At 42.5% G+C, this 23,465-nt stretch carries 16 protein-coding genes; 6 read left to right on the top strand and 10 right to left on the bottom strand.

What is annotated here, in order from left to right; genetic code table 11:
* Positions 1–90: 90 nt before the first annotated feature.
* From ACQKMP_RS06145 to ACQKMP_RS06160, 4 genes are all read left to right on the top strand, one after another.
* Positions 91–1,587: an ABC transporter substrate-binding protein gene (locus tag ACQKMP_RS06145; RefSeq protein WP_042186267.1), complete on the top strand. Its 1,497-nt coding sequence runs from the start codon at positions 91–93 to the stop codon at positions 1,585–1,587.
* Between the two features lie 185 nt (positions 1,588–1,772).
* Positions 1,773–3,515 (top strand): sensor histidine kinase, encoded by a 1,743-nt coding sequence (locus ACQKMP_RS06150; protein ID WP_156113081.1) that lies wholly within the window; start codon positions 1,773–1,775, stop codon positions 3,513–3,515.
* Between the two features lie 2 nt (positions 3,516–3,517).
* Positions 3,518–4,279, top strand: a complete 762-nt coding sequence (locus tag ACQKMP_RS06155) for a response regulator transcription factor (RefSeq protein ID WP_339246326.1) — start codon at positions 3,518–3,520, stop codon at positions 4,277–4,279.
* Between the two features lie 40 nt (positions 4,280–4,319).
* Positions 4,320–5,813 carry an ABC transporter substrate-binding protein gene (locus ACQKMP_RS06160; protein ID WP_379422583.1) on the top strand — a complete coding sequence of 498 codons (1,494 nt, stop codon included), beginning with the start codon at positions 4,320–4,322 and terminating at the stop codon, positions 5,811–5,813.
* A gap of 74 nt (positions 5,814–5,887) precedes the next feature.
* Here the strand turns inward: ACQKMP_RS06160 and ACQKMP_RS06165 are convergent, their stop codons facing one another.
* The 7 genes from ACQKMP_RS06165 to ACQKMP_RS06195 all read right to left on the bottom strand — a co-directional run bounded on the left by ACQKMP_RS06165 (position 5,888) and on the right by ACQKMP_RS06195 (position 15,931).
* The gene (locus tag ACQKMP_RS06165; protein ID WP_042186261.1) at positions 5,888–7,378 is read right to left on the bottom strand and encodes an MDR family MFS transporter; all 1,491 of its coding nucleotides are present in this window, start codon (positions 7,376–7,378) and stop codon (positions 5,888–5,890) included.
* A gap of 17 nt (positions 7,379–7,395) precedes the next feature.
* Complete coding sequence (locus ACQKMP_RS06170) at positions 7,396–7,998, bottom strand: TetR/AcrR family transcriptional regulator (protein WP_042186259.1); 603 nt, start codon at positions 7,996–7,998, stop codon at positions 7,396–7,398.
* Between the two features lie 211 nt (positions 7,999–8,209).
* Positions 8,210–9,112 (bottom strand): carbohydrate ABC transporter permease, encoded by a 903-nt coding sequence (locus tag ACQKMP_RS06175; protein WP_156113080.1) that lies wholly within the window; start codon positions 9,110–9,112, stop codon positions 8,210–8,212.
* 28 nt (positions 9,113–9,140) lie between these two features.
* Positions 9,141–10,031, bottom strand: a complete 891-nt coding sequence (locus ACQKMP_RS06180; RefSeq protein ID WP_231573407.1) for an ABC transporter permease — start codon at positions 10,029–10,031, stop codon at positions 9,141–9,143.
* Between the two features lie 122 nt (positions 10,032–10,153).
* Positions 10,154–11,800, bottom strand: coding sequence for an extracellular solute-binding protein (locus ACQKMP_RS06185; protein ID WP_427469021.1), 1,647 nt, complete (start codon positions 11,798–11,800; stop codon positions 10,154–10,156).
* A gap of 219 nt (positions 11,801–12,019) precedes the next feature.
* Entirely contained in the window at positions 12,020–13,639 is a 1,620-nt protein-coding gene (locus ACQKMP_RS06190) for an extracellular solute-binding protein (RefSeq protein ID WP_427469022.1), read from the bottom strand.
* Between the two features lie 45 nt (positions 13,640–13,684).
* The gene (locus tag ACQKMP_RS06195; protein WP_042186255.1) at positions 13,685–15,931 is read right to left on the bottom strand and encodes a helix-turn-helix domain-containing protein; all 2,247 of its coding nucleotides are present in this window, start codon (positions 15,929–15,931) and stop codon (positions 13,685–13,687) included.
* 525 nt (positions 15,932–16,456) lie between these two features.
* Between ACQKMP_RS06195 and ACQKMP_RS06200 the strand changes: the two genes are divergently transcribed.
* Positions 16,457–17,848 carry a SpoVR family protein gene (locus tag ACQKMP_RS06200; protein WP_042186254.1) on the top strand — a complete coding sequence of 464 codons (1,392 nt, stop codon included), beginning with the start codon at positions 16,457–16,459 and terminating at the stop codon, positions 17,846–17,848.
* A gap of 100 nt (positions 17,849–17,948) precedes the next feature.
* Here the strand turns inward: ACQKMP_RS06200 and ACQKMP_RS06205 are convergent, their stop codons facing one another.
* From ACQKMP_RS06205 to ACQKMP_RS06215, 3 genes are all read right to left on the bottom strand, one after another.
* Positions 17,949–18,380, bottom strand: coding sequence for a GNAT family N-acetyltransferase (locus ACQKMP_RS06205; RefSeq protein WP_042186252.1), 432 nt, complete (start codon positions 18,378–18,380; stop codon positions 17,949–17,951).
* Positions 18,381–18,729: 349 nt separating this feature from the next.
* On the bottom strand, positions 18,730–19,656 hold the full coding sequence (locus ACQKMP_RS06210; RefSeq protein WP_231573406.1) for an AraC family transcriptional regulator: 927 nt from the start codon (positions 19,654–19,656) through the stop codon (positions 18,730–18,732).
* A gap of 382 nt (positions 19,657–20,038) precedes the next feature.
* Entirely contained in the window at positions 20,039–21,934 is a 1,896-nt protein-coding gene (locus tag ACQKMP_RS06215) for a PrkA family serine protein kinase (RefSeq protein WP_042186251.1), read from the bottom strand.
* A 180-nt stretch (positions 21,935–22,114) separates the two neighbouring features.
* Here ACQKMP_RS06215 and ACQKMP_RS06220 point away from each other — a divergent pair, with 180 nt between their 5' ends.
* A complete protein-coding gene (locus ACQKMP_RS06220; protein WP_427469023.1) occupies positions 22,115–23,053 on the top strand; it encodes a DUF2161 family putative PD-(D/E)XK-type phosphodiesterase in 939 nt (312 codons plus the stop codon).
* Positions 23,054–23,465 lie beyond the last annotated feature (412 nt).

A 23,465-nucleotide genomic window follows, 5' to 3' on the forward strand; every position in this document is an offset into this window, starting at 1 on the left:
CCGAAATAAGCCAAGCCAAGCTTGGTTTATGATATATAACCGTACTTTTACTACGGTACTATTCATCATTCAACACTAGGAGGAGTTAAAGTGAAGAACACCCTAAAGTTCGCCTCAACATTGTGTATTCTCGCATTAATGCTGTCCCTGCTTGCTGCATGTGGCAGCTCGAAGCCAGCGGCGCCCACAGCAACCAATGAAAACGAGAGTGGCACAACTGCTACTGATGCACCAACCACCAAGGAAATCCCTACATTGGTATGGTGGCTGATCGGCGGACAGGTTCCTGAGAATTTTAGTAAAGCCGTTGAGCAAATGAACGAATACACCGCTGAGAAAATCGGTGTCAAAGTGGACATCAAAGTGGCTAGCTGGGGAGAATGGGACACAAAAATCAACACCATTGTGAATACAGGTGAACCCTTTGATATGATGTTTACCAACAACACAAAGTACAGTAAGCAGGTCGCTATGGGAGCGTTCGCGGACATTACGGATCTGGTACAAAGTGAGGCCCCTGAACTTTACAAGTCTATCCCTACCAAAGTATGGGATGGTGTGAAAATTGGTGGAAAAACTTTCGCTGTACCGACGTATAAGGATTCTTCATTAACTCAATATTGGGTATTCGATGACAAGCTTGTACAAAAATATAATATCGATTACCAAAACATTAAAACGATGCAAGATTTAGACAAACCATTCCATGATATGAAAGCTGGTGAAGGCAAAAGCTTCTACCCGTTGCAGTTGATCCAAGGCGAAGGCTTCCCAGGCATTTTAAACAATTATGATGATATGACTTTAGGTTTCAATCCTATTGGAGTAAACGTTGAGGATGCTTCCCGGAAAGTCGTGTCCGTGTTTGAACAACCGGAAGTTATGACTAACTTAAAGCTGCTACATCAGTGGTATAAAGATGGTATTGTTAACCCGGATGCACCAACTAAAACTGAAGGCGACAAATACAGAGCATTCTTCTCCGCACAAGCCTTCCCTGGTGCAGAAGCTGGCTGGCAAATCACCGCAGGTATTGACAAATACGTCATGACTCAAATTTTTGGGCCTTTGTATACAACTAGTACAATTCAAGGCTCGATGAATGTAATCTCGGCAAATTCCAAATACAAAGTGGAAGCTATGAAATATTTGCAATTAGTGAATACAGATCCAAAATTACGAAATATGCTTGCATTTGGTGAATTAGGCGTCGACTATAAGAGCATTGACGGAGAGAAATCAATCGAGCGGATCAGTGATACATGGCCTTTGGCAGCATACTCCCAAGGTACCTTCTTCAATCTTGCGGTTACGAAGGGAGCTCCTCTAGATCAGTGGGAACAAGTGAAAAAATTGAACGAACAAGCGGCATCATCTAGCGTATTAGGCTTCGCACTTGATATTGGCGAGTTGCAGACTGAAGTTGCTAACTGCCAAGCTGTATATGATAAATATAGATATGAATTGCTTACAGGCGCTTCTGATCCTGAGAAGGTAATCCCTAAATTGCTGTCTGAGCTGAAAAATGCTGGAATGGACAAAATCATGCAAGTTGCTCAAGAACAAATCAACAATTACTTTAAGTAAAGCTTATCGAACTCACATGGTATATCAGCGCTGATATACCATGTGTTTTCCTTTCGTACTTTAAAATTTATTTGAACTAAAGCTACGCTTCATATATATTTACAGTGAATTACATGCTCTCACAACCATAGCAGCGAGAGACTTATTCCTCTATATTATGTGTCTGACCTTAGGGGGCATTACAAATGAGGTTTTGGAGGAGTTCTTTTTTTCATATTAAAATATATCGCAATAAATTTTGGGCTTACCTGATCTTCATTGTAACCATCGGGTTAACACTGGGCACTATGACCAGCGTTATTCTTATTAATCAATGGATCGGGAACACACGGATTGAAGCTGCGAATGCCTTTTCCCGTATTGAGAACAACTTTCAGAATGATGCCGATCGGATTGAAGCTTACATGCAAAGATTGTATTCCAATCAGGATCTGATGAAAGACGTCCGTTATTTTATGAGCCCTTCCGTTGAAGGATATCTGACTAAACGATTGGAGAATAGCCCTTATTCATCACAATCACTGCTCTCTTTTCCTGAGGATACTAAAACATATCTTTACAGCTGGGCCCAGGGAGATATTACTCAAATCAGCGTTCATACCAAGGACTACGGAAATATTATCTATTTTAATAGTTTTGGTATTCCTAGCTTCCAGTTTGGCGTTCCAAATTCTGACGAAATCTTCGATGAAAGTATACAGAAGGGCTTCGTCTCTCGCAAAAAACTAAATCAAAGTGCTACAGAACCAGGGGAAATCCACTTTCAGATCAGTAGCAAGCGAATATTCAGTATCGTAAATAATTATCAACTCGGTAATGCGGCTGTAATCAACCCCTCTACCGGGGAGACATTCATTATTGGTAACAATAAATCCATAATGAAAGAAATCACCCAACAAGCGGTTGCGAATAATAAAAATCATGGCTTTATCGTATATAAAGGATATATTCCAATTTTCTTTGTTACCTTTACATCTACCAAATACAATTATCGATTTATTAGTACAGTAGACTTGGCTGCACTAATAAGTCAGCATAGCACGGTATTGCTCAATATATTTATGATCGTCTTTACCGCTATGATCTGTGTACTCCTGCTCGTAGTCTACAACCTTCGTGATGATTCGCGGTTTCTGCACCGTATTATACAGTCAATCAAACGTGCGAAAACTGCTGACTTCACTCCCAATAAGCCTGCACGTTATCGTATGAATGAATATGGTATGATTGCTCGAGAAGTCGACGATATGATACACCAATTAGACAAATATATTCGAAACGAATACTTGCTTAAATTAAAACAGCAGGAAGCAGAAATGAAAGCGCTTCAACATCAAATCAATCCACATTTTCTTTATAATACCTTGGAGGTTATTCGATCTACTGCATTGGTTCATCAGAATGAGCCTACCGCAGATGCGATTGCAACCTTAGGAGCGTTGTATCGAGAAATTGTTAAAAAAGAAAATATTATTTCAATAGGTAGTGAGCTGGAACTGTTACGAAAATACCTGCAAATTATGGAGTTTAAATATCCTGAGCACTTTTTTTACCAAATTGATGTTGAAGATACTATTCTTGCTCTTTCTACTGTTAAATTCTGGATGCAACCCTTGGCAGAAAATTTCTTCGTCCATGGGTTTAATATAAATAAAGAATTTAATTTATTTATCGTGTCAGGCTGGGAAGATGAAGACTACTATAGACTGGATTTCATTGACAATGGAGTACGAATTGATGAAGAACAGCTAACTGCCATCAGACGGGTCCTTTCAAGTAATAATGACCATGCCACCAATAGCATCGGACTATATAATGTCTATGCCCGGCTACAATTTTTCTATCAAGAGGATTTCTCGATTACCATTGAGAATAATGACGAAGCTGGTGTCAAAATCTCTGTACAGATTTCTAAAAGAGGTGATTAGATATGTACAAACTTTTGATTGTGGATGATGAACCTCAGATTTTGGAAGGTATGAAACGTATTCTGGATTGGGAGCATTACGGATTCAAACAAATAGAAACAAGTGAATCCACTGAAGATGCTGTATTTAAAGCTGTAGATTTAATACCTGACATTGCTATTATCGATGTGTGTATTGGAAAGAATCTAGGGTATGATGCTATCCAAAAGCTAAATGAAGTGAGCCTTCCAACCAAATATATTATTATAAGCGGCTATAGTGACTTTCAATATGCCCAGCAAGCTATTCGTTGCGGAGTAAAGGATTACCTATTAAAGCCTGTGGATCGAATCAAGCTGCAGGAGGTCATTGAAAAAATAATTATCGAAGACTTACATGGCACGATTAGAGATGTGAATGCTGACTCCATGAGTATTGATCCTGTACTTGGAATACATTACGATGCCTTCTCAAAGCTGGTCAATCGTATATTAATTATGATTAAAACAGAATTCGCTCATAATATTTCATTAAAATCCGTTGCTGATCGATTTCAAATGAACAGTACCTATCTCGGACAAATCTTCATTAAAGAAACAAGTATGAAGTTCTCAGAGTATCTAATGAGCTATCGGATGCATCGTGCACAAGAGCTTATCCAAACGACTAATGAGAAAATACACTGGATTGCCCTTTCTGTTGGTTATAACAACCTGAACTATTTTTATACACAATTTCAAAATCATTTTGGTACCTCTCCCTCAAGTTTACGGATGAAAAGTTAAGGCTGGATGTATATTGCAAAGTGATTTAGGGGGCCGTGTCATGAATAGATATAGCTGCTTCATCTGTGGCATTATTCTGCTGTTCATTACATTGTTAACTGGCTGCACCAAGCAGAACTTGAACGCTGCGAACTTTAATGCAGAACCCACGGTAAATCTGATTTATTATACAATCGGTGATCCTGATAAGGATCTGGCCCTTGTTAACAACAAAATTAACGACATATTGATGAAAAAAATTGGAATTACCATAACCTATAATAAAATTGGTTGGCAGGAATATGCTGATCGCATGAATACAATGATCTCCTCTGACAGCCCTTTTGATATTGCTTTTGCTCCGGATTATGCTAAATATGCCAAACGTGGGGTATGGCTGAAGTTAGATGACTATTTCATGAATCTAGCCAAAGAAATGTACCTTGCAATAGACCCCATCTTTTGGAAGGGTGCTGAGATGGATGACGGGTTCATCTACGGCGTCCCCACCAACAAAGAATTGGCTGTACGCGAGAATTGGATGTATCCTGATTCTCTGGTAGAAAAATACAATATTAAAGTTAACCAATATAACACACTGGAATCTCTGGAACCGCTGCTTCGCATGATACAAAAAAATGAACCCGATTATTTGCCCATGGAGCTTGATCGAGACTCACACAATTTTTTTGCTATGTACGGCTACGAATATATAGGGGACAACAGACTCCCATTAATGATCCAATCTCTGGATCCTACTGCTCCTGTGGTCAATATCTTCGAAACCCGTGAAGCCAAACATATATTGGATACGTTAAGACGTTACTATCAATTAGGGTTCATTAATCAAGACGCCGCTTTGCGAGAACCAGGAAGTTTGAAACATGGTGTAAAGGTATTTTGGGAATCTGGTAGTGGCGGTCCACTCTCTGAGAGCGTCTGGAGTAACGATCTGGGGTATAAAATTGTAACCAATCCAGTAACACCCGAGGTGGCAACTACAGAAGCTGTGCGCGGAGGGATGATGGTTGTGAATGCACATACGAAGCATCCTGTGGAGAGCATCAAATTTCTAAACTTATTGAATACGGATCCTGACCTGCGTAACTTATTTCAATACGGCATTGAAGGCGTTCATTATACACTGGATCAGAATGACCAGGTTGTCCTAAGTTCGATAAAAGACAGTCAAGGAAATCCTCTTCCCAAGGCGAACGGTGGCTACACTGGCATACAATACACTCAGGGAAACTGGTTTATCTTAAGTACATTAGGTGGAATCTACCCTGACCCACTAAACAAGTGGGAGCAATTCCGCATCTACAACTCCAAGGTTGTGGAGTCCCAAGTACTGGGCTTTACTCCCGATCTGTCAGAGCTAAATGAGCAAATTGACAACATTGAGATTGTCTGGCGCAAATTTTATCCAAGTCTTATGACAGGCAGTGTCGATGTTGATGCCATTCTCCCCAAATTCAACCATGAACTTCATGAAGCAGGTATTGATAAGGTACGTAAGGAGATCCAGAAGCAATTGGATCTTTGGAGGAAATAGAAAGTCACTGTAAAGAAAAGCCCCCAAGAGAGACACTTTAGATAAAGTGACCTTCTTGGGGGGCTTATTTAAGACTAGTGACCCATCATCATCGCTGGATCTACCTCTTCACCGATATTTTCAGCTTGTTGCAGCTTCGGCTTGCGAAGGATGAGGGACATAACAATACCAACACATACGATACAAGCGGTCAGGAGAAACGTATCTCCAAAGCCGGCTACTAAGGCAGTCTGCGGGTTTCCTGTCTTTCCGATTGTTGCCATATGAGTATTTGTATGAGAAGTCAGATAAGCTGTAAGACCTGTTACTGCGAAGGATACGACAACCTGTTGAGCCGCTGAAGTCAACGGTGTCACACGGCTAACCAAATGACGTGGTGCTGAATTTAATACATGTGTATTAAGAGGCATCATGGTTGACCCCATACCTAACCCCATCACACAAACCGCAACAATAACCATCCAAATCGGTGTATCCACGGTTACCGTCGAGAGAATAAACATCGCGGTGGCGATAACACTCAACCCACAGAACGCTAATGGACGAGCTCCAATTTTATCAAACAACCTACCACTAATCGGCATCATAAGACCGGCGCATAACGCTTGCGGCATCACGATCCAACCGGTATGAAGTGCGGTATAACCTTTAATATTCTGTAGATACAAAGGAATCATCAGTGTAGCTCCGAATAATGCCATCTGTACGATCCAAGTAAGAATAATACCGCGAGTGAAATCAGATGATTTAAATACCTTCAGTTCAAGCAAAGGATACTTCTGTCTAAGCTCCACCACAATGAACAGTATTAATGCGATACCACCGATTGTTAAGCCTGTAATAGCACCCGTTGAAGACCAATCTGTTCCACCTTCGCTTACACCATAAGCAAGCATAGCGAACGCAATCGGTGCAAGACACATCCCGAGAATATCAAGATGTGTTGACTTCTGCGGTTCAGTCTTCGGTAAGTATTTCTTACCCAAAATGAAGGCCACAACACCAATAGGCAAATTGATAATAAAGATCCAGTGCCAACTCACATAATCGACAAGATAACCGGATATTACAGGACCAAAAGCTGGCGCCATCAACATTGGGATTCCAAGAACACCCATAATTGAGCCTCGACGTTCGGGTGGAGCTAATTTGAATACCATTGCCATCCCGATCGGTGCAACCATACCTCCGCCTAGACCTTGAATAATACGGAATAAAATTAGTTGTTCAGGTGATTGCGCTAAGCCGCATAGAACAGACCCTAATGTAAACAGCACAATCGTTACAAGGAAAATACGCTTTGATCCAAATTTATCGGTCATCCAACCAGCAAGTGGAATTACTGCGGATAGTGCTAATGTGTACCCCGTTATTGCCCATTGAATTGTCTTTAGATCAGTATGGAAATATTCCACTAGTTTAGGAACTGCATTGTTAACAACTGTACTGTCCAGAATAACCATAATCATACCGACGATTATCGCAAGCAAAGGTGGCAGAATAGCTTTCAGGGAGAACGTGTCCCCTTCCTGCGTAAGGGGTTTTGTTGCAGTATTTGAAGTCATTGTGATACCTCTGCTTTCTAAATTTTGACTGAATATTTGTGAAAATAATGCTCGAAAAACAAATCAATACTTTCCTCAATCGATATAGGAATATCGAGTAAAGACGATTGAATGCAGTTGTTCGGCTGACATTTAGTAACAGGATTCACTTTGGTGAACAGTGACATAATGGCAGCAAACATATGCTGTGTCATCAACAATATGGTCTTTCGATCGGTTACACCCGTCACTTCTGTCATGACTGTGCTTAATTTCTCGAACCCTTGTTGCTTCATAAAATGTACATATTCGGCTACCGATTCAAACATTGGATCATGACCAAGAATCCGCTTGAGCAGATCAGGATAATCTTTAAGAAATAAGGCGTACGTTAAAATAAATTGTTTCAGTCGTTCGATTGGCTGATATTCCAGAGCATCGAATATATCAAATGCCGAGCGGAATGTTTCCAGGATCATCTTCATTGCTTCATGCATAAGTTTTTCTTTCGACCCGAAATAATAATTAATTAGCGCTACATTAGTACCAGCTTCACTAGCAATCTTCCGAATGGTAACACTATCAATCCCTTCGGACTTAATTAAATGCAGCGTTGCGTCTAAAATCTTCTCCTTCGTCATAGAACTCTCCTTAACTCGTCATGCAATTAAACACTGTTTAAAACAATGTTTAATATACCTTGAAAACTTAATGTGCGTCAATGGAAATTTCAGAAAGTATATTTACTGTTTTCAATAAAGACGGAAACATGCGATGCAGTGCTTAGTTTTGAAGAACAAAAATAACCGGCCGAGAATATATCTCGCCGGCTGATTGTGTTTGTTTGTTCTCCTAGCCCTTTATCGAACCGATCATAACACCTTTTTCAAAATACTTCTGAATAAACGGATATACGATGAGAATCGGTAAAGTAGATACAATAATAACTCCATACTTAACCTGGTCAGCAAATTGCTGAGCATATCCGCCTGCACTGCCGCCCGAGCCTCCGCCTTGAGAGAAAACCTGGTTGGATAACAGAATATCACGCAAAATGATTTGTAACGGCTGCAAGTCATTCGAATGAATGTAGATAAGCCCAGTAAAAAAATCATTCCAATGTGCTACCAGATAATACAGCGCAATGACCGATATGACGGACTTAGATAAAGGGATCGCAATATAGAAGAAAAATTTAAAATGAGTACATCCATCCAATGCAGCGGATTCATAAATTTCTTTAGGTAGTGAAGCTTCAAAGAACGTACGTGCAATAATGAGATTAAACACATTCACTGCAAAGGGAAGAATGAAGACCCACATCGAATTAGTCAAGGATAGATCCTTCATCAGGATATACGTTGGAATTAGTCCGCCATTAAAAAATAATGTAAAAACGAAGAAAAACATTAGAAACCGGCGTGCACGGAACTCTGGTCTGGATAGTGTATACGCTGCAGGGATCGTAAGAAGCAAATTAAACAATGTTCCTAAAACTGTATAAATAATGGTATTCTTGTAGCCTATCCAAATACGCATATCCTGAAAAATTTGCTCGTAGCCAAAGAAACTGATTCCTCTGGGAAATAGAGTAACCTTGCCTGTGGAGACCAATGTCTGGTCACTGACAGAAGCAATAATAACAAAGTACAAGGGATAAGCGACGATCAGGAAAATTAGAACACATAAGATAATGATCGAAATATCAAATAGAATCTCACCCGTGCTGCGCTTGTGATTAGTTGTTGCCTGCATAAGCATCACCTTTCGATGTTCGTTCCATTTACCAGAGGCTAATATCTGAGTTGCGTTTGGAAATCCAGTTCATGGTAACCAGAAAGAAAAAATTGATGACGGTATTAAATAATCCGATGGCTGACGAATAACTGAATTGATTGGAAAGAATACCGATTTTATAAACATAGGTGGAAATGACCTCTGATACGGGAAGGTTCAATGAATTCTGCATCAAGAATACCTTCTCGAATCCGGTTCCCAGTACATTCCCCATACTCAGAATAAATAATATGATAATTGTCGGAACCAAGGCAGGGATATCGATATGCAGAATCATCTTCCATTTGTTCGCTCCGTCAATTTTGGCAGCATCATAGAGACTTGGACTCACTGTTGATAATGCGGCCAGATAAATAATACTGTTCCATCCAGCATGCTGCCATATATCCGAAATCACAAACACCGGGACGAATGAATTCGTGGAGGCGAGCAAATTAATGTCCGTATCGCCAAGCTTGGAGATCAGTTGACCAAGGATTCCTGTATTCGGTGACAGGAGAACATTCAGCAATCCAACCATAACTACAATTGAGATAAAATGAGGCATATATACGATGGTCTGCAGCAGCTTCTTAGTGCGAAACCATTTCACTTGATTCAGTATGAGCGCTAGTATGATCGGTGCTGGAAATCCAAGAACGATTGTTGTGATGCTGATAATCACAGTATTTCTCATCAAATCCCAAAACTGATAGTTATTGATGAATTGTGAGAAATAATGCAGACCGCGCCAGGCGCCACCTGCCAATCCACGCGAGAAATCATAATCCCTGAAGGCAAGCTGAATTCCATACATTGGAATATAGTTGAAGATGATAACTACAACGATCGCCGGAATTATCATAATCCATAATTGATAGTCGCGTTTAAGCTCCATTAGATTTCTTCTATGTTTATTGGGAGTTATTGAGGACATCATAAGCCTCCTTTATAAGGAGACAGCTTCTCTTCATCCTGTAAAGAAAAGCCGTCTCCGGATGTTCTATAAATCTTTACAGCTTATTTCTTACTTTTGTAATCATCATAGTATTTCTGCATAGTGGACAAGTTGTTATCCAGCCCCATCTGCTTAATGTTACTCACATAGGAGTCCCATTCCTTGGTAACTCCCCCTTTGGTAACCCACTGCGAGAACTTAGACATCGCCAGATTAATCATATTCGTATTCACTAACACCATGGCATTGTTGTCTTCCGGGTTATATTTAATGAACATGCTTGGTAAAATATCGTTATCCTTGTCAATCCCACTGAGGACCGCCTGCAGCGGCTCTGTCTGTTTGCCAACAGATTGCATATCAGTTCCAAGTGTCAGTTTCAATGAATCGGAGATAAAGGTAGGTCCATTATCCGCCCAGGTTGATGTCCACTTCCATGTGCCTGGGTCCATTTGGCTGTCAGTAGGTGGCAGGACCGCGTAGCTTCCATCTCCATTATCTTTAATGTTCGTACCAAGTGATCCGAATAGTACCTGCATACTAACTGTAGGATTATACAGCTCATTAATAAATTTCATTGCCGCTTCTTTATTCTTGGACTTAGCAGACATGACGACCATGTTACCGCCGAAATTCAATGAGTAACCGTCATAGTCATAGGACTGCTTAATCGTTGAATCCGCCGACACTTTAAGCGGAGCGATCGACTCATATTGTGGAGCCAAGGTGTTGCCAAAGCGGTCCGTTACTTCCCAACCCCATGAAAAGCCGACCTTCGCTTTGTCCCCGCTGCCGCGCGCAACCGATTGGAATTTGGAATAATCCTGCGTGAAGGCTTCCGGGTTAATTAAGCCAGCTTGCCAGCACTTATTCATGAATTCCACGAACTGCTTGTATCGATCATCCACAAAGTAATTTTTAATCTGGCCACCCTCGGTAAAATATCCTTGACCACTACTATCCGTTAATGTAATACCTAAACTGCCAAGCAATATTTGTGGCTGAAAATAACCAAATCCTGTCGTCCCCACCGGAGCGAAATCCATAGGAATTTCATCATTTTCATCACCGTCCCCATTGGCATCCTTCTCTTTGAACGCCAGGAGCACATTATATAATTCATCCCAATTAGTCGGTTCCTTGAGACCTAAATTGTCTAACCATTGTTTATTGATATATTGCCGACTTACCGTATCCGGCCAGAATCGTTGATATTTTGGTAAACCGTATATTTTCCCATCCAGCTGTGTAGCGATTAATTTGGTCTCCGGCTTCTCAGTAAACATCTGTTGAATGTTAGTGCCGCCTGTTGAAATGAGCTCGGTTAAATCCTGAAAGAGTCCGGTGAACTGGGCAAAATCAGCATCCGTGATCACATTCGGTCCTATAAGGATATCCGGAATATCTCCTCCGGCTAACAAAGCGCCTTTTTTCTGATCCCAGTCCGCTGAAATTTCTTGCCACTCAATATCTACCCCCACTTGCTCCTCAACCTTGGTCAACCATTCCATTTTGGAGAATTCTTGCGTAAGAGGATGTTTCAGCATGATCCCTTTTAGTTTTACTGTACCGGTTGTAGAATTCGTTGACGAACTTGAATCAGAAGAAGAGGCACCATCATTACTCCCGCCTCCACACCCCGCAAGAATTGTTCCAAATAGGCTAAGTGCTAATACGGGCTTCATTACCTTTAACAAATATTCCCTCATACAACGAACCTCCCTTTTTGGTTTAAAGCGCACGTTCAAGCTGCGAGGCAAGCAATTGGAATACAATTTATTGCTTCTTGCTGCTCGCATTTCACATGACGGCTACATCGCAACTTTAACCCGGGGTTGAGGCGGCTGTATACGAACAAGAATTTAAGCATTCGCAATATTTGAAAGCGTTAACAATTCAATGGTTTTGGGCGTTTTTTGAATGCGTTTTCAATTATTGTTGACGTTCAAATTTGGTTGAGCATAATAATCGTCATAACCCTGTTGATATATTCTGTACAGTACTGGCAGTCCCATTTGTTTCAGCTGATTAATATACTGATCCCATTCCTTATCTACCGTTGAATTCATAATCCATTCCGCAAATTTCTCATCGACCAGCTTAAATATATCTGATTTTGCCAAGGCCATTTCATTAAGCTCTTCTGACGAAAATTTAATCATCGGATAAATGTCCTCTGATTTAGGCTCATAAGCTTTATAGATGCTGTCCAATTCTCTTCGGATCGTTACCGCGGGAGGAACAATCGTTTTGTTCTCCAATGATTGCGAAAAGTATAGCGGACCATTATCCACGAGAGCATTCGTCCATTGCTGTGTATCTTGATCACCTTCTGGAGCGGGAACTATGGTATATATACCGTCAAGTTCCTTAGTCACATAATCAGGCATGGAGCCGTAATAGCCTTGGATCGAATTTTCCTCGGAGTAGAATTGATCAATCCATTGAATGGTCTCGACAGGATGCGGATTAGCTGTTGTCATGCTAAACAGATTGGTTGTTATTCTTACGCGAGAAGGACTCATTGGCCATAATGGCGCCACATTACTACCGCTACGCAGCGGTGGCAAAGCCACATATTCGTTGGCCCATTTACCAACGCGGTCTGTTAATGACCAACCGAAGGTCACACCAACCGTTGCCACATCATCTTGTTGCGCACTCGCTTTCATCCCGGAATAATCTTGCGTGAACACGTCCGGATTGATCAGCTTTTCCTTCCAGAGCTCTGCCAGGTAAGAGACTAAGCTCTTATATTCATCACTCTCGAACAAAAAGCGGATCTGCCCTTTCGTCACTCCGATCATCTCTTCGGTGAAATTATCTGTCACTCCATAAGCCCCAAGTAAACTGGTCACACTAAATAGACCTCTGCTCCCCAGACTTCCTCCAGCACCTGCCCACCAGTCCATTCCAAGCTCATCCTGCTTCCCGTTGCCATTGGGATCTCCATTGCGAAAGGCGGTTAATACATCACGCAGTTCATCCAGCGTAATCGGTTCTGTCAGTCCAAGCTTATCCAGCCATTTCTTATTAATCATCAAGACATTATAGCTATCTGTATTAATTGGTCTTACACCGGGAAGAGAATACATCTTCCCATCGGGAAATGTACTCACACGCTTGGTTTCGGGAACTTCCTCAAACATTCTCTTGATATTCGGGGCATATTTATCGATATATTCACTAAGGTCTACGAATTTATCCTTATTCGCGATGATATCCTGATCGGTCAATCCAGCCAAAAAAGCATCAGGCATTTCTCCGCTTGTCAAAGCAGTGCTTTTCGCTTCTTCCCATCCGTTACGTTTCTGCATCCAGTTCACATGAATTTTTGCGTCAGTAGCGATGCGATTCAAATAAGGAATATCCTGAAGATTCTTGGATAGCTGATGTGTAGGTGTCATCACGCTAATCTGTACCCTGTCTAGCAGCTCTACATTGCGCTCTGTAGTATGGTCAGACTCATTCTTCGCACTGCATCCCTGAAGCAGTATAATCACCGGTAGCATACATACACATATAACCCATCGTCTCATTCCTCGCATATTGAATCCCCCCGTAGCTTATATCTGCAATAGACAAGAAGATATTCACTTGTTAAACAATCTGAATTGCCCAGGTGTGACCCCTACATGTTTTTTGAAGGCGCGAATAAAACTGGAAGGGTTAGTGTAGCCCACCCTGCCTGCAATCCAATCAATAGTTTCATCGGAATGAATAAGCAGCTGCTTCGAATGATTGATTCGGCGCCCATCCATAAAATCTTTAAAGTTCTGTCCGGCGTTCTTCTTGAAATAGTGGCTAAAATTCGACACCGACATTCCAAAGTGATCGGCAATAGCTTGTAGTGAGAAGTTGATATCAAACTGATTCTCTTGAATATATTTAAGCACTTCATCCAATGTAGCTGCCTTAGAGGAAGTATGCGTACTAGCCATCAATTCACATAATATATCCGCACTTTTCTCTAAAATCTCAGTGATCTGGGCTACCGTAATACGATTATGAAACGATGTGATCCCAAGCTGCTCCATATTCTCCTTATGCTTCAAACGGATCAGATTGTTTAATATAATGGTCGAGATATTTACAAATACAGCCCGAATCATATAGGGAGGTGTTCGATCATGTTGGAGAAATTCAATGAGTCTTTGAACTGTTTTCTGCACTTCAGAGACATCACCCGTCATGATAAACAATTCCAGTGATTGAATCGTTTCAGCCGGATAAGGAACAGGCTCATTCCTCTGCTGCATCAGATCATGAAAGGACAGGATGGAATCTTCATTCTTGATGCGCAAATGTTCGACTGTTCTAAGCGCATTAATATAAGAAGCATGAAATTCGCCTGGGCTATCAACGGTATTTCCTATTCCGATCACAAGCTTAGCGCCAGTAACCAATTCAATCTCACCCTGCAGCTTCATGAACATCTCCCGTAATGCTTGCTCCGCTGTATGTGTGGAAATAAATAGAATATCATCATTATGAATACTCCGAATAAAATACCCTTCCATTGCATCCTCGGGCTGTAATTTAACGCTCTTCACAATTTCAAATACTTGCTCGATATCTCCAATCACATTGATGACCACAGTCGTGCATTTCGCATACGTAAAGGTGATGCCATAGGACTTTGCCTCTAGCAGCATGTCTTGAAGTGAAGAGTACTGTCCACTTATGATTTCATATAGAATATTATCACGTAACTTCGGAACGATACTTTGGACATTCCGATCTAATTGCTCTTTCGACTGGAACAGATTCTGGATTGTAGAGCGTATAATATCAAACTCATTGCCACCACTTTCCGTGTTGCCTTTAAATGCATGTCTGGAGAATTGGACAAGAGACTTAATCGGGGCATAATTATTACGGATGGATAAATAGATGATAATAATCTCAGTGAGCAGGATGGATATAACCAGAATAATTGTGTTGCGCTGCGTTTCCTTCGTCTCCAGAAGTACCGATTCCAGCGGATTCATGCTTATGTATTTCCAGCCATTCTGCTTGGATACGGTCTGGGAGGCAATATAAGCTTCTCCGTCATAATCCATTTCACCGCCTGATGGCGATGCTTGCAGCTGCTTAATAAATTGCTTGAAATTTGCCTGACGCAAATCATCACGTTGGTTGAGGGAGAAGATAGGGGTGTTATTTTGATCAAGGATGATGAAATCTCCTGTATAGCTATTAGACACTGACTTCATCATTCGCTCGATCGTATCATGCCTGATCATATAGATGACGCAGCCTTCGGATTGGTCGACACCTAGAGGTAGAGGAATCATCACCGTAATCATCTTAACGCGTCCTTCGCCAAGAATGGCAACATCCTCTGAAGGGCGAACTTGAATAGCGTTGATTACATTGATCTCTTGGCTGAACTGCTCTTGACTCCAAGACGTATAAACATAACCATTCTTGGGGTTCATAAAGCGCTCCAACTCATAGATATACCCTGTACTTGAGAACAGATACCCACTTTGTTTGATATATAAGAAAGTATCATTCAAGAGGGTATCCGTTGTTTTGTATTTCTTCATCTCATTAGCCACGACGTATCGCTGGTATGCATCATTTTTTAATAAGGATAATTTGATCTCAGGATTAGCTACAATCGAAGTTGGGAGAGAATAGATGGGCCGCATAAACAGATCCATACTGCTGGCTACTTGCTCGGTAATATGTGTATTCCAGTCCAATATTTTATTCTTCACAATCGAATTGGAATATGGATAGTAATAAAAGATAATAACAGAAAGCGGCAGCATCAAGACAATGATATATGAAAGTAGAAATTTCCATAAAATATTTATTTTAAATTTACGCATTTTTACCTCCATAATCATAATCACTGAGGAGTAGCACTGGGATGTGCAGCTATACTCAGTTCATCTGCTCATTCCTATAGCTCAACAACGTCAACCGAGTAGGATTTCCATCCTTACCACTCCCACTTGTTAGATTTAGGCTGAATAAGGAATGGTCCAAACAAGATTTACATTTTTATTAATTATTTAATAAATGTATATATGAATACGGTTACATCGCTAAAGTAGCACATGCATAGGCGATTGTAAATACCAAAACGGTGTTCATTTAAACTTATTTATATTTAATTAAATTAAATATGCAATGCTGTAGCTTTCATATTGAGAAATATACAATGGATACTCCCGGCATTCGATAGTTTTGTGCCATAGTGACAGCGAGGAAGAGTTCGTCATATTGCCCTCCCCCTACCCATATACATAATATGAACTACATTGATCGACCCATCTATATGAAGCCAAACCCCATTTCGTGAGGGTTTATTCAGGTTGGATCTACAGAATTATAGGAGGGAGTACAGAATCATGCCAAGCGAAGAAATTAATGCGTTGGAGCGGGCGATTGCAGAAATTACGGAAATAGCTACTGGCTTCGGCTTGGATTTTTATCCCATGCGTTATGAAATATGTCCTGCCGATATTATTTATACATTCGGTGCGTATGGAATGCCGACAAGATTTGGTCATTGGAGCTTCGGAAAAACATTTCACAAAATGAAATCCCAATACGATTTCGGGCTGAGTAAAATATACGAGCTCGTCATTAACTCCAACCCTTGTTATGCCTTCCTGCTCGACGGAAACTCGCTGATTCAGAACAAACTGATCGTAGCTCACGTGCTGGCGCACTGCGATTTTTTCAAAAATAACATGCGTTTCTCCATGTCCAACCGGGATATGGTCGAGAGCATGTCGGCTACTGCGGACCGAATCGCGGGTTATTCAGTAACCTACGGCACCGATGCTGTGGAGAAATTCATTGATTCGGTGCTGGCCATTCAAGAGCATATAGATCCCAGCCTGATTCAGCCGCGCAAGCTAGGTAAGACCCATCTGCTGGAAGCCAAAATGAAAGAACTCAAGGATGCCCCTCCGGGTGGCTCCAAACCAGCTAATCCGTACGACGAGTTATGGAATCTAGACAAGAGAAATTCTGGACCACAGGAAGCATCATCCGGAAATCGTGCGTTCCCACCTGAGCCGGAAAAAGATATTGTCTGGTTCATCCAGCAATATTCCACCGTCTTGGAGGATTGGCAGCGCGATATTATGACGATGCTTCATGATGAAATGCTCTACTTCTGGCCACAAATGGAGACGAAGATCATGAACGAAGGCTGGGCTTCGTACTGGCATCAGCGCATCGTTCGTGAACTGGATCTGACCGAAGAAGAAACCGTAGAATACGCTAAACTAAATTCCTCCGTCGTGCAGCCTTCACGGCAAAGCCTGAATCCATACTATCTTGGTCTAAAAATCTTCGAAGACATCGAACGCCGCTGGGACCGAGAGAAAATATTTGAGGTTCGCGAGTTGGAGTCTGATACTTCTTTTATCCGCAGCTATCTGTCCAAAGAACTGGTGAACGACCTCGATCTTTATGTTTTTGAGAAAAAAGGGCCGGAATGGAAAATCACCGACAAAGCATGGGAAAACGTACGGGATCAACTGGTGCTCGCTCGAGTCAATGGCGGGTCACCTTACTTGGTCATAGAGGATGCCGACTTCGAGAAGAATGGCGAGTTATTTATCACCCACCGCTATGAAAGTATCGAGCTGGATCTGAAGTACCTGGAGCGAACACTCCCGCATATCTACTCATTATGGGGGCGCACCGTTCATCTGCAGACCGTCGTGGAGGACAAAAAGGCGCGGTTCTCGTATGATGGCAAAAAGGTGCAACGGAAGTTTATTTAAAGAGGAATAAGTGAACAGTGCTCTATTGCTTGAATAATAAAGCGGCAGAACTGGACGCGTAGTACGTCCCTGGTCTGCCGCTCTTTATTTGGTCTGTTGATTATTCGGATTCATTTAACATCTTTGAAAAATATTTTGGAGCTTCAGTAAATCCTTGTCGGGCATAAAATCTATGCGCATCAGTTCTTCTGGAGTGGCAATGAACTTGAATTCGGTCACAGTTTCTTTTTCTAGCTAAATCAGTGCAATATTCCTCAAGCATCCGTCCAATTCCCTTACTCCTAATGGCATTACTTACCACAAGATAGCTTATAATTGCAGTATCCCCTGTGAGCCCTAATTGAGGTATGTAATGCATGGAAATGCAAGCGACTACTTTATGATCTTCCTCGAAAACTAATAATTCCTCATCCGGATGCAGGACTAGCTTTTCTATTTTTTCTTGCATGAACGCTTCTGTCTCTGAATAACCCAACTGCTCTAATAATTCGGATATGTCTTTCCAGTCCTCTACTTTTGCTTCTCTAATCATCTGTTTCACTCCCCGAGATTATCAAGTTACACGTCTATTTAATCTATTAGACTACGGGAGGGGATAAGCGTCAATCAACCTACAATAAATGAGAAAGCCCGCAGCGTATAACCCGCTGCGGACCTTCTTACGTCGACACCCCGTATCGACTGAATAATTGAACTTTGCAAATGCTGCAGAGGTGAAAGTAACGTAGGGGAAGTTTGGAACTGTAGGAGCGTAGCGTTCGCCTTTGTTTCTGGATTTAATCCGCTAAGGAATAATCAATAAATCCAGAGACAACAGCGACCGAAAGTCCAAACATTCCCCGAAGTTACGATCATCACGGAGCAGCATTTGCCCTAACACATCATTCGGTCGATTTTTTCACAGGAACATAAATCTCCATCACCGTATCCGGCCGCGAGTGGCAGCGTTCATCATAGAATTCGAAATCCAGCTTACTATCATCATAATCGTAGCCACTATCCTTAAACCATTCTTCGAAGATGTACTTCCATGTGCTTTTTATAACCTGTGCAAACTGTATTTGCTCTGTATCCGTTGATGTATCCACTGGCGGCGTTGTGAACACAGCATACTCGGCTTCTGGCACATCCATCGTCAACATATCATCTTCCACCTTGGAGTAGTCCTCTACAATAACACCTAGAAGATAAGTCGCATTGCCATTATCTGAGGAAGGAATACATAAGCCGACTTCTCCGTGTTTAGGCGGGTTTAGTATTTTATACATTTTGGACTCCAGATTCTCACCCTCATAATGACTCCAAAAAGATGCAATATCCTTGGTGTACATACTTCCAGCAACATTAGTTTGGATCCCATACCCAGCGACCTTAAATGCAGGCTTGCGAACAATAACAGGGTTCATTATAAAACCTCCGATTTCAATTAGTGTTTTTCCTTTAGTAAATCCGTCCATCCGTGCGGCATACTGTGTCGGGCTATAGCCAAAAGCCTTACGAAAGGCCTTAGTGAAACCACTTTGTGTCTCAAAACCATAGTCCAGCGCGATATCAATGATTCTTCTGCCGGCAAACAATTCAATGGACGCTAAAGATAATTTCCGGCTCCGCACATATTCCATCACGGACATTTCCTTGCATAAGCTGAACACTCGGCAAAAATGATACACCGAATATCCAACCTCAGCGGCTATTTCTTCCACTGTTATATTTTCTTTGATATGAGCTTCAATATATTCAACACATTTCTCTATATCTTTACTGTAATTCAAGTGCAGCACCAGCCTTCCCCCGTACGGTGATTTCATTATATCAACTGCAAGCAAGTAGGATTGTTCCTGTTTTGCTGAGCTGTATGATGTTGTATGATCTAACACTTTCTTTAGTTAGCTGTCATAAAAACCTGCAAATGTGCAGTTTTTTACATTGATATCGCCCTCATCTAGCTCAAAAGCTGCAGATTTGCGGAATTACTAACTTAAAGAGCTATGCCATATAAAATAATATACATTTGCAATTTTTTCCTGTATGGGCGTCTGCTCCCCTGCTACTTTTCATTGTTCGTGCATTACTTTTCGGTCGCGCGACCAAAGCCTAATTCCACACAATATCACGTATTGAAACACGTAAAAAATATCTATCACAAAAAAAAGACCACCAAATGGTGGCCGCAAATGTACTTGTATTCTTTTACCGATTAAGCAGACTGCCCACATACTTCAGCAGCTCATTAGCGCAAATTGGGCAATAGTGATGCCCATCAATAAGTCTAGCGCACACCTCATTGATCCGTTTAAGCTGACTTTCATCCGGCGTTTTGGACGAGGTGGTGATTTTGACGATATCTTTGAGATCTGTGAATAGCTTCTTCTCAATCGCTTCCCGTAGGCGGTCGTGGTTGTTGTACTCGAATTTCTTCCCTTTGCGTGAATACGCGGAAATCCGGATCAGGATCTCTTCACGGAACGCTTTTTTCGCATTCTCAGAGATACCGATTTGCTCTTCAATCGAACGCATTAACCGCTCATCCGGCTCCATCTCCTCATCCGTCAGCGGATCACGGATTTTGGACCAATTGCAGAAGGCTTCGATATTATCGAGATAATTCTCAAATAATGTCTTGGCGGACTCCTCAAAGGAGTAGACGAAGGCCTTTTGCACTTCGCTTTTAGCTAAAATATCATATTCTTTGCGGGCAATGGAGATGAAGTTCAAATAACGCTCCCGCTCCTCTTTTGTAATCGATGGATGCTGATCCAGGCCGTCTTTAATTGCACGCAACACATCCAGTGCGTTCATGCACTGCAGATCACCTTTGATCAAAGCGCTGGAAATCCGGTTGATAACATACCGCGGATCTATTCCGGACATGCCTTCATCCAAATACTCCGTTTGCATCTCCTTGAGATCTGCTTCTTTGTAGCCTTCGACCTCTTCACCATCATACATGCGAAGCTTTTTGATCAAATCCATGCCCTGCTTTTTACTTTCTTTCAGACGGGTCAGGATCGAGAAAATAGCAGCGGCACGCAGCGCATGCGGCGCAATATGCACATGGTTCATATCACTCTGGGCGATCAGCTTCGCGTAGATTTTTTCCTCTTCCGATACTCTGAGGTTATACGGAACAGGCATAACAATCATACGGGACTGGAGCGCTTCATTCTTTTTATTAGAAATAAACGACTTATACTCGGTTTCATTGGTGTGAGCTATGATCATTTCATCCGCACTGATCAGCGCGAACCGGCCAGCCTTGAAATTGCCTTCTTGCGTCAGTGACAGCAGATTCCATAGAAACTTTTCATCGCATTTGAGCATTTCTTGAAATTCCATCAGCCCACGGTTAGCTTTGTTCAGCTCTCCGTCAAAACGGTAAGCGCGTGGATCGGATTCCGAACCAAATTCAGTAATGGTCGAAAAGTCGATACTTCCTGTCAAATCGGCGATATCTTGCGACTTCGGATCGGATGGACTAAAAGTACCAATCCCTACCCGCTCTTCTTCTGACAAAATGACACGAGCCACTTTAACCTGCTCAATATCTCCGGCATAATCATTTCTCAGCCGCATCTGGCAGGACGGGCACAAGTTGCCCTCAATACGCACACCGAGTTCTTTTTCAATCTCTGGACGAAGCTCCAGGGGGATCAAATGTAGTGGGTCCTCATGCATCGGGCAGCCCTCAACCGCATATACCGCACCCGCATCCGTCCGCGAGTATTGTTCCAACCCTCTTTTTAACAGCGTGACTAGGGTCGATTTCCCCCCACTGACAGGTCCCATCAATAACAGAATCCGTTTACGAACATCTAGCCGGCGTGCTGCAGAATGAAAATATTCCTCCACTAACTTTTCGACTGCACGATCAAGTCCAAAAATCTCCTGTTCAAAAAACTTATAACGTTTGCGTCCGTTTATGTCCTCTACGCCATGCGACTTGATCATGTCATAAACGCGGGAGTGAGCGGTTTTTGCGGGAGAGGGGTCTTTTTTCAAAAGTTCTATATATTGCTTGAAGGTCCCGCTCCACGCCAAACGGTCGTTCTCAGCCCGATACGAAGCTATTCGCTCAAAAATATCCATTGCTCGCTGCCTCCTCTTGCGCTCCTACTTGCTCTCCTATAGCGTTAAAAAGTGTATTACATACCTATGCGGCAAGCGCAGAATAGTTGACCTCTTTTTTGCTGTGCTATAATAGAGAATCATAAAATCGCAGTAAAACCTTAATGAGAACCCGAAAAAAAGAGCTACGGGAGTGACACTATGGCGGTACGACATGAAACGGAGCTGTATGCTCCTTTGAAGGTTTTTTTTGAAAAGCAAGGATACAGCATCAAGGGTGAGGTTCGGACTTGTGATTTGGTGGGTATTCGTGAGGATTTAGAGCACCCTCTAATCGTAGAGATGAAAAAATCGTTCAACCTCGCCTTGCTTCTGCAAGGGGTAGAACGGCTAAAGCTCAGTCCTACGGTCTATCTCGCAGTAGAACGTGTCCGTGATAAAAAAGGGGCGGTAAACCAGCGCTGGGGCGAGCTTAGCGGACTGTGCCGCCGTCTTGGTCTCGGGCTGATCACCGTTGTTTTTTATAAGACCAAGGCCCCGCTGGTCGAGGTGCTCGTCGAGCCGGACGAGACGCCACCTGCGCAGCGCAGCAACAAGCGGCGGCGCGAGCGCCTGCTCTATGAGTTCCGCGAGCGCAGCGGAGACTACAACATCGGCGGCAGCACGCGCGTCAAGCTCGTGACGGCCTACCGAGAGAAAGCGCTGCGTGTCGCGCTTTCTCTGCAGGCAGCGGAGGCGGAAGCCGCCGTCGCTGCCGAGAAGGCCGCTGCGAAGGCTTCGCTCGCAGCGGGCAAACGTGCAGCGGCGAGCACCGCTGCACAGGCTCCGGCGCTGAGCTCAGCGCCGGAGGGGCGTGCTGCCGGGGACACGGCAGCACGGGAGGCAGCGGCGGCTGGCACGCGAAGCGGTGCCCCTAGCGCTGCCTCAAGCGCCCGCTCTGCCGGGATCTCTCCGGCCGAGCTGCGGAAGCGTAGCGGCGTACCGAACGCCGCCGCTATGCTGCAGCACAACTACTACGGCTGGTTCCACCGTGTCAGCCGTGGGCGCTATACCCTGACCCCAGCCGGTCAGGCCGCGCTAGTAGAATACGCCGCTATTACTGGCGGCGTACCCCATGACAGCAATCATCACAGTAATTAGCTCGCCTATGCTAAGCAAAAAATTCTTTCAATTTCAATTTTTTGCTGGAGCCTTTATCTTTTTCTCTGCTTTTGATCTTTCACTCTGACTTTTATCATTATCCGATTTTGAACTTTCACTTCGATTTTCGTCTTTTAATCAGGTTCTGATCTTTCACTCGGACTTTAAACTTATTATTCTAATGCACACGTAACAATGTCTAGGTAACGCCAAAAAGCATCCCATCAACGGGATGCTTTTTGTGTTCCAATCCGTTAAGCCATAGAAACAGAACTAACCTTCGAAGTATTAGTCTCAAGCTGATAAGTTAAATTAAAGGGAAATCATCCCTATAATTACTCAATATACGCACTAAAATCCGATATATAGGGAATTCCTCCCTATAAATGCATAGATTACTCCACAAAAAGGG

The organism is Paenibacillus sp. NPDC101420, from assembly GCF_050277435.1.
GTDB lineage: Bacteria > Bacillota > Bacilli > Paenibacillales > Paenibacillaceae > Paenibacillus_AQ.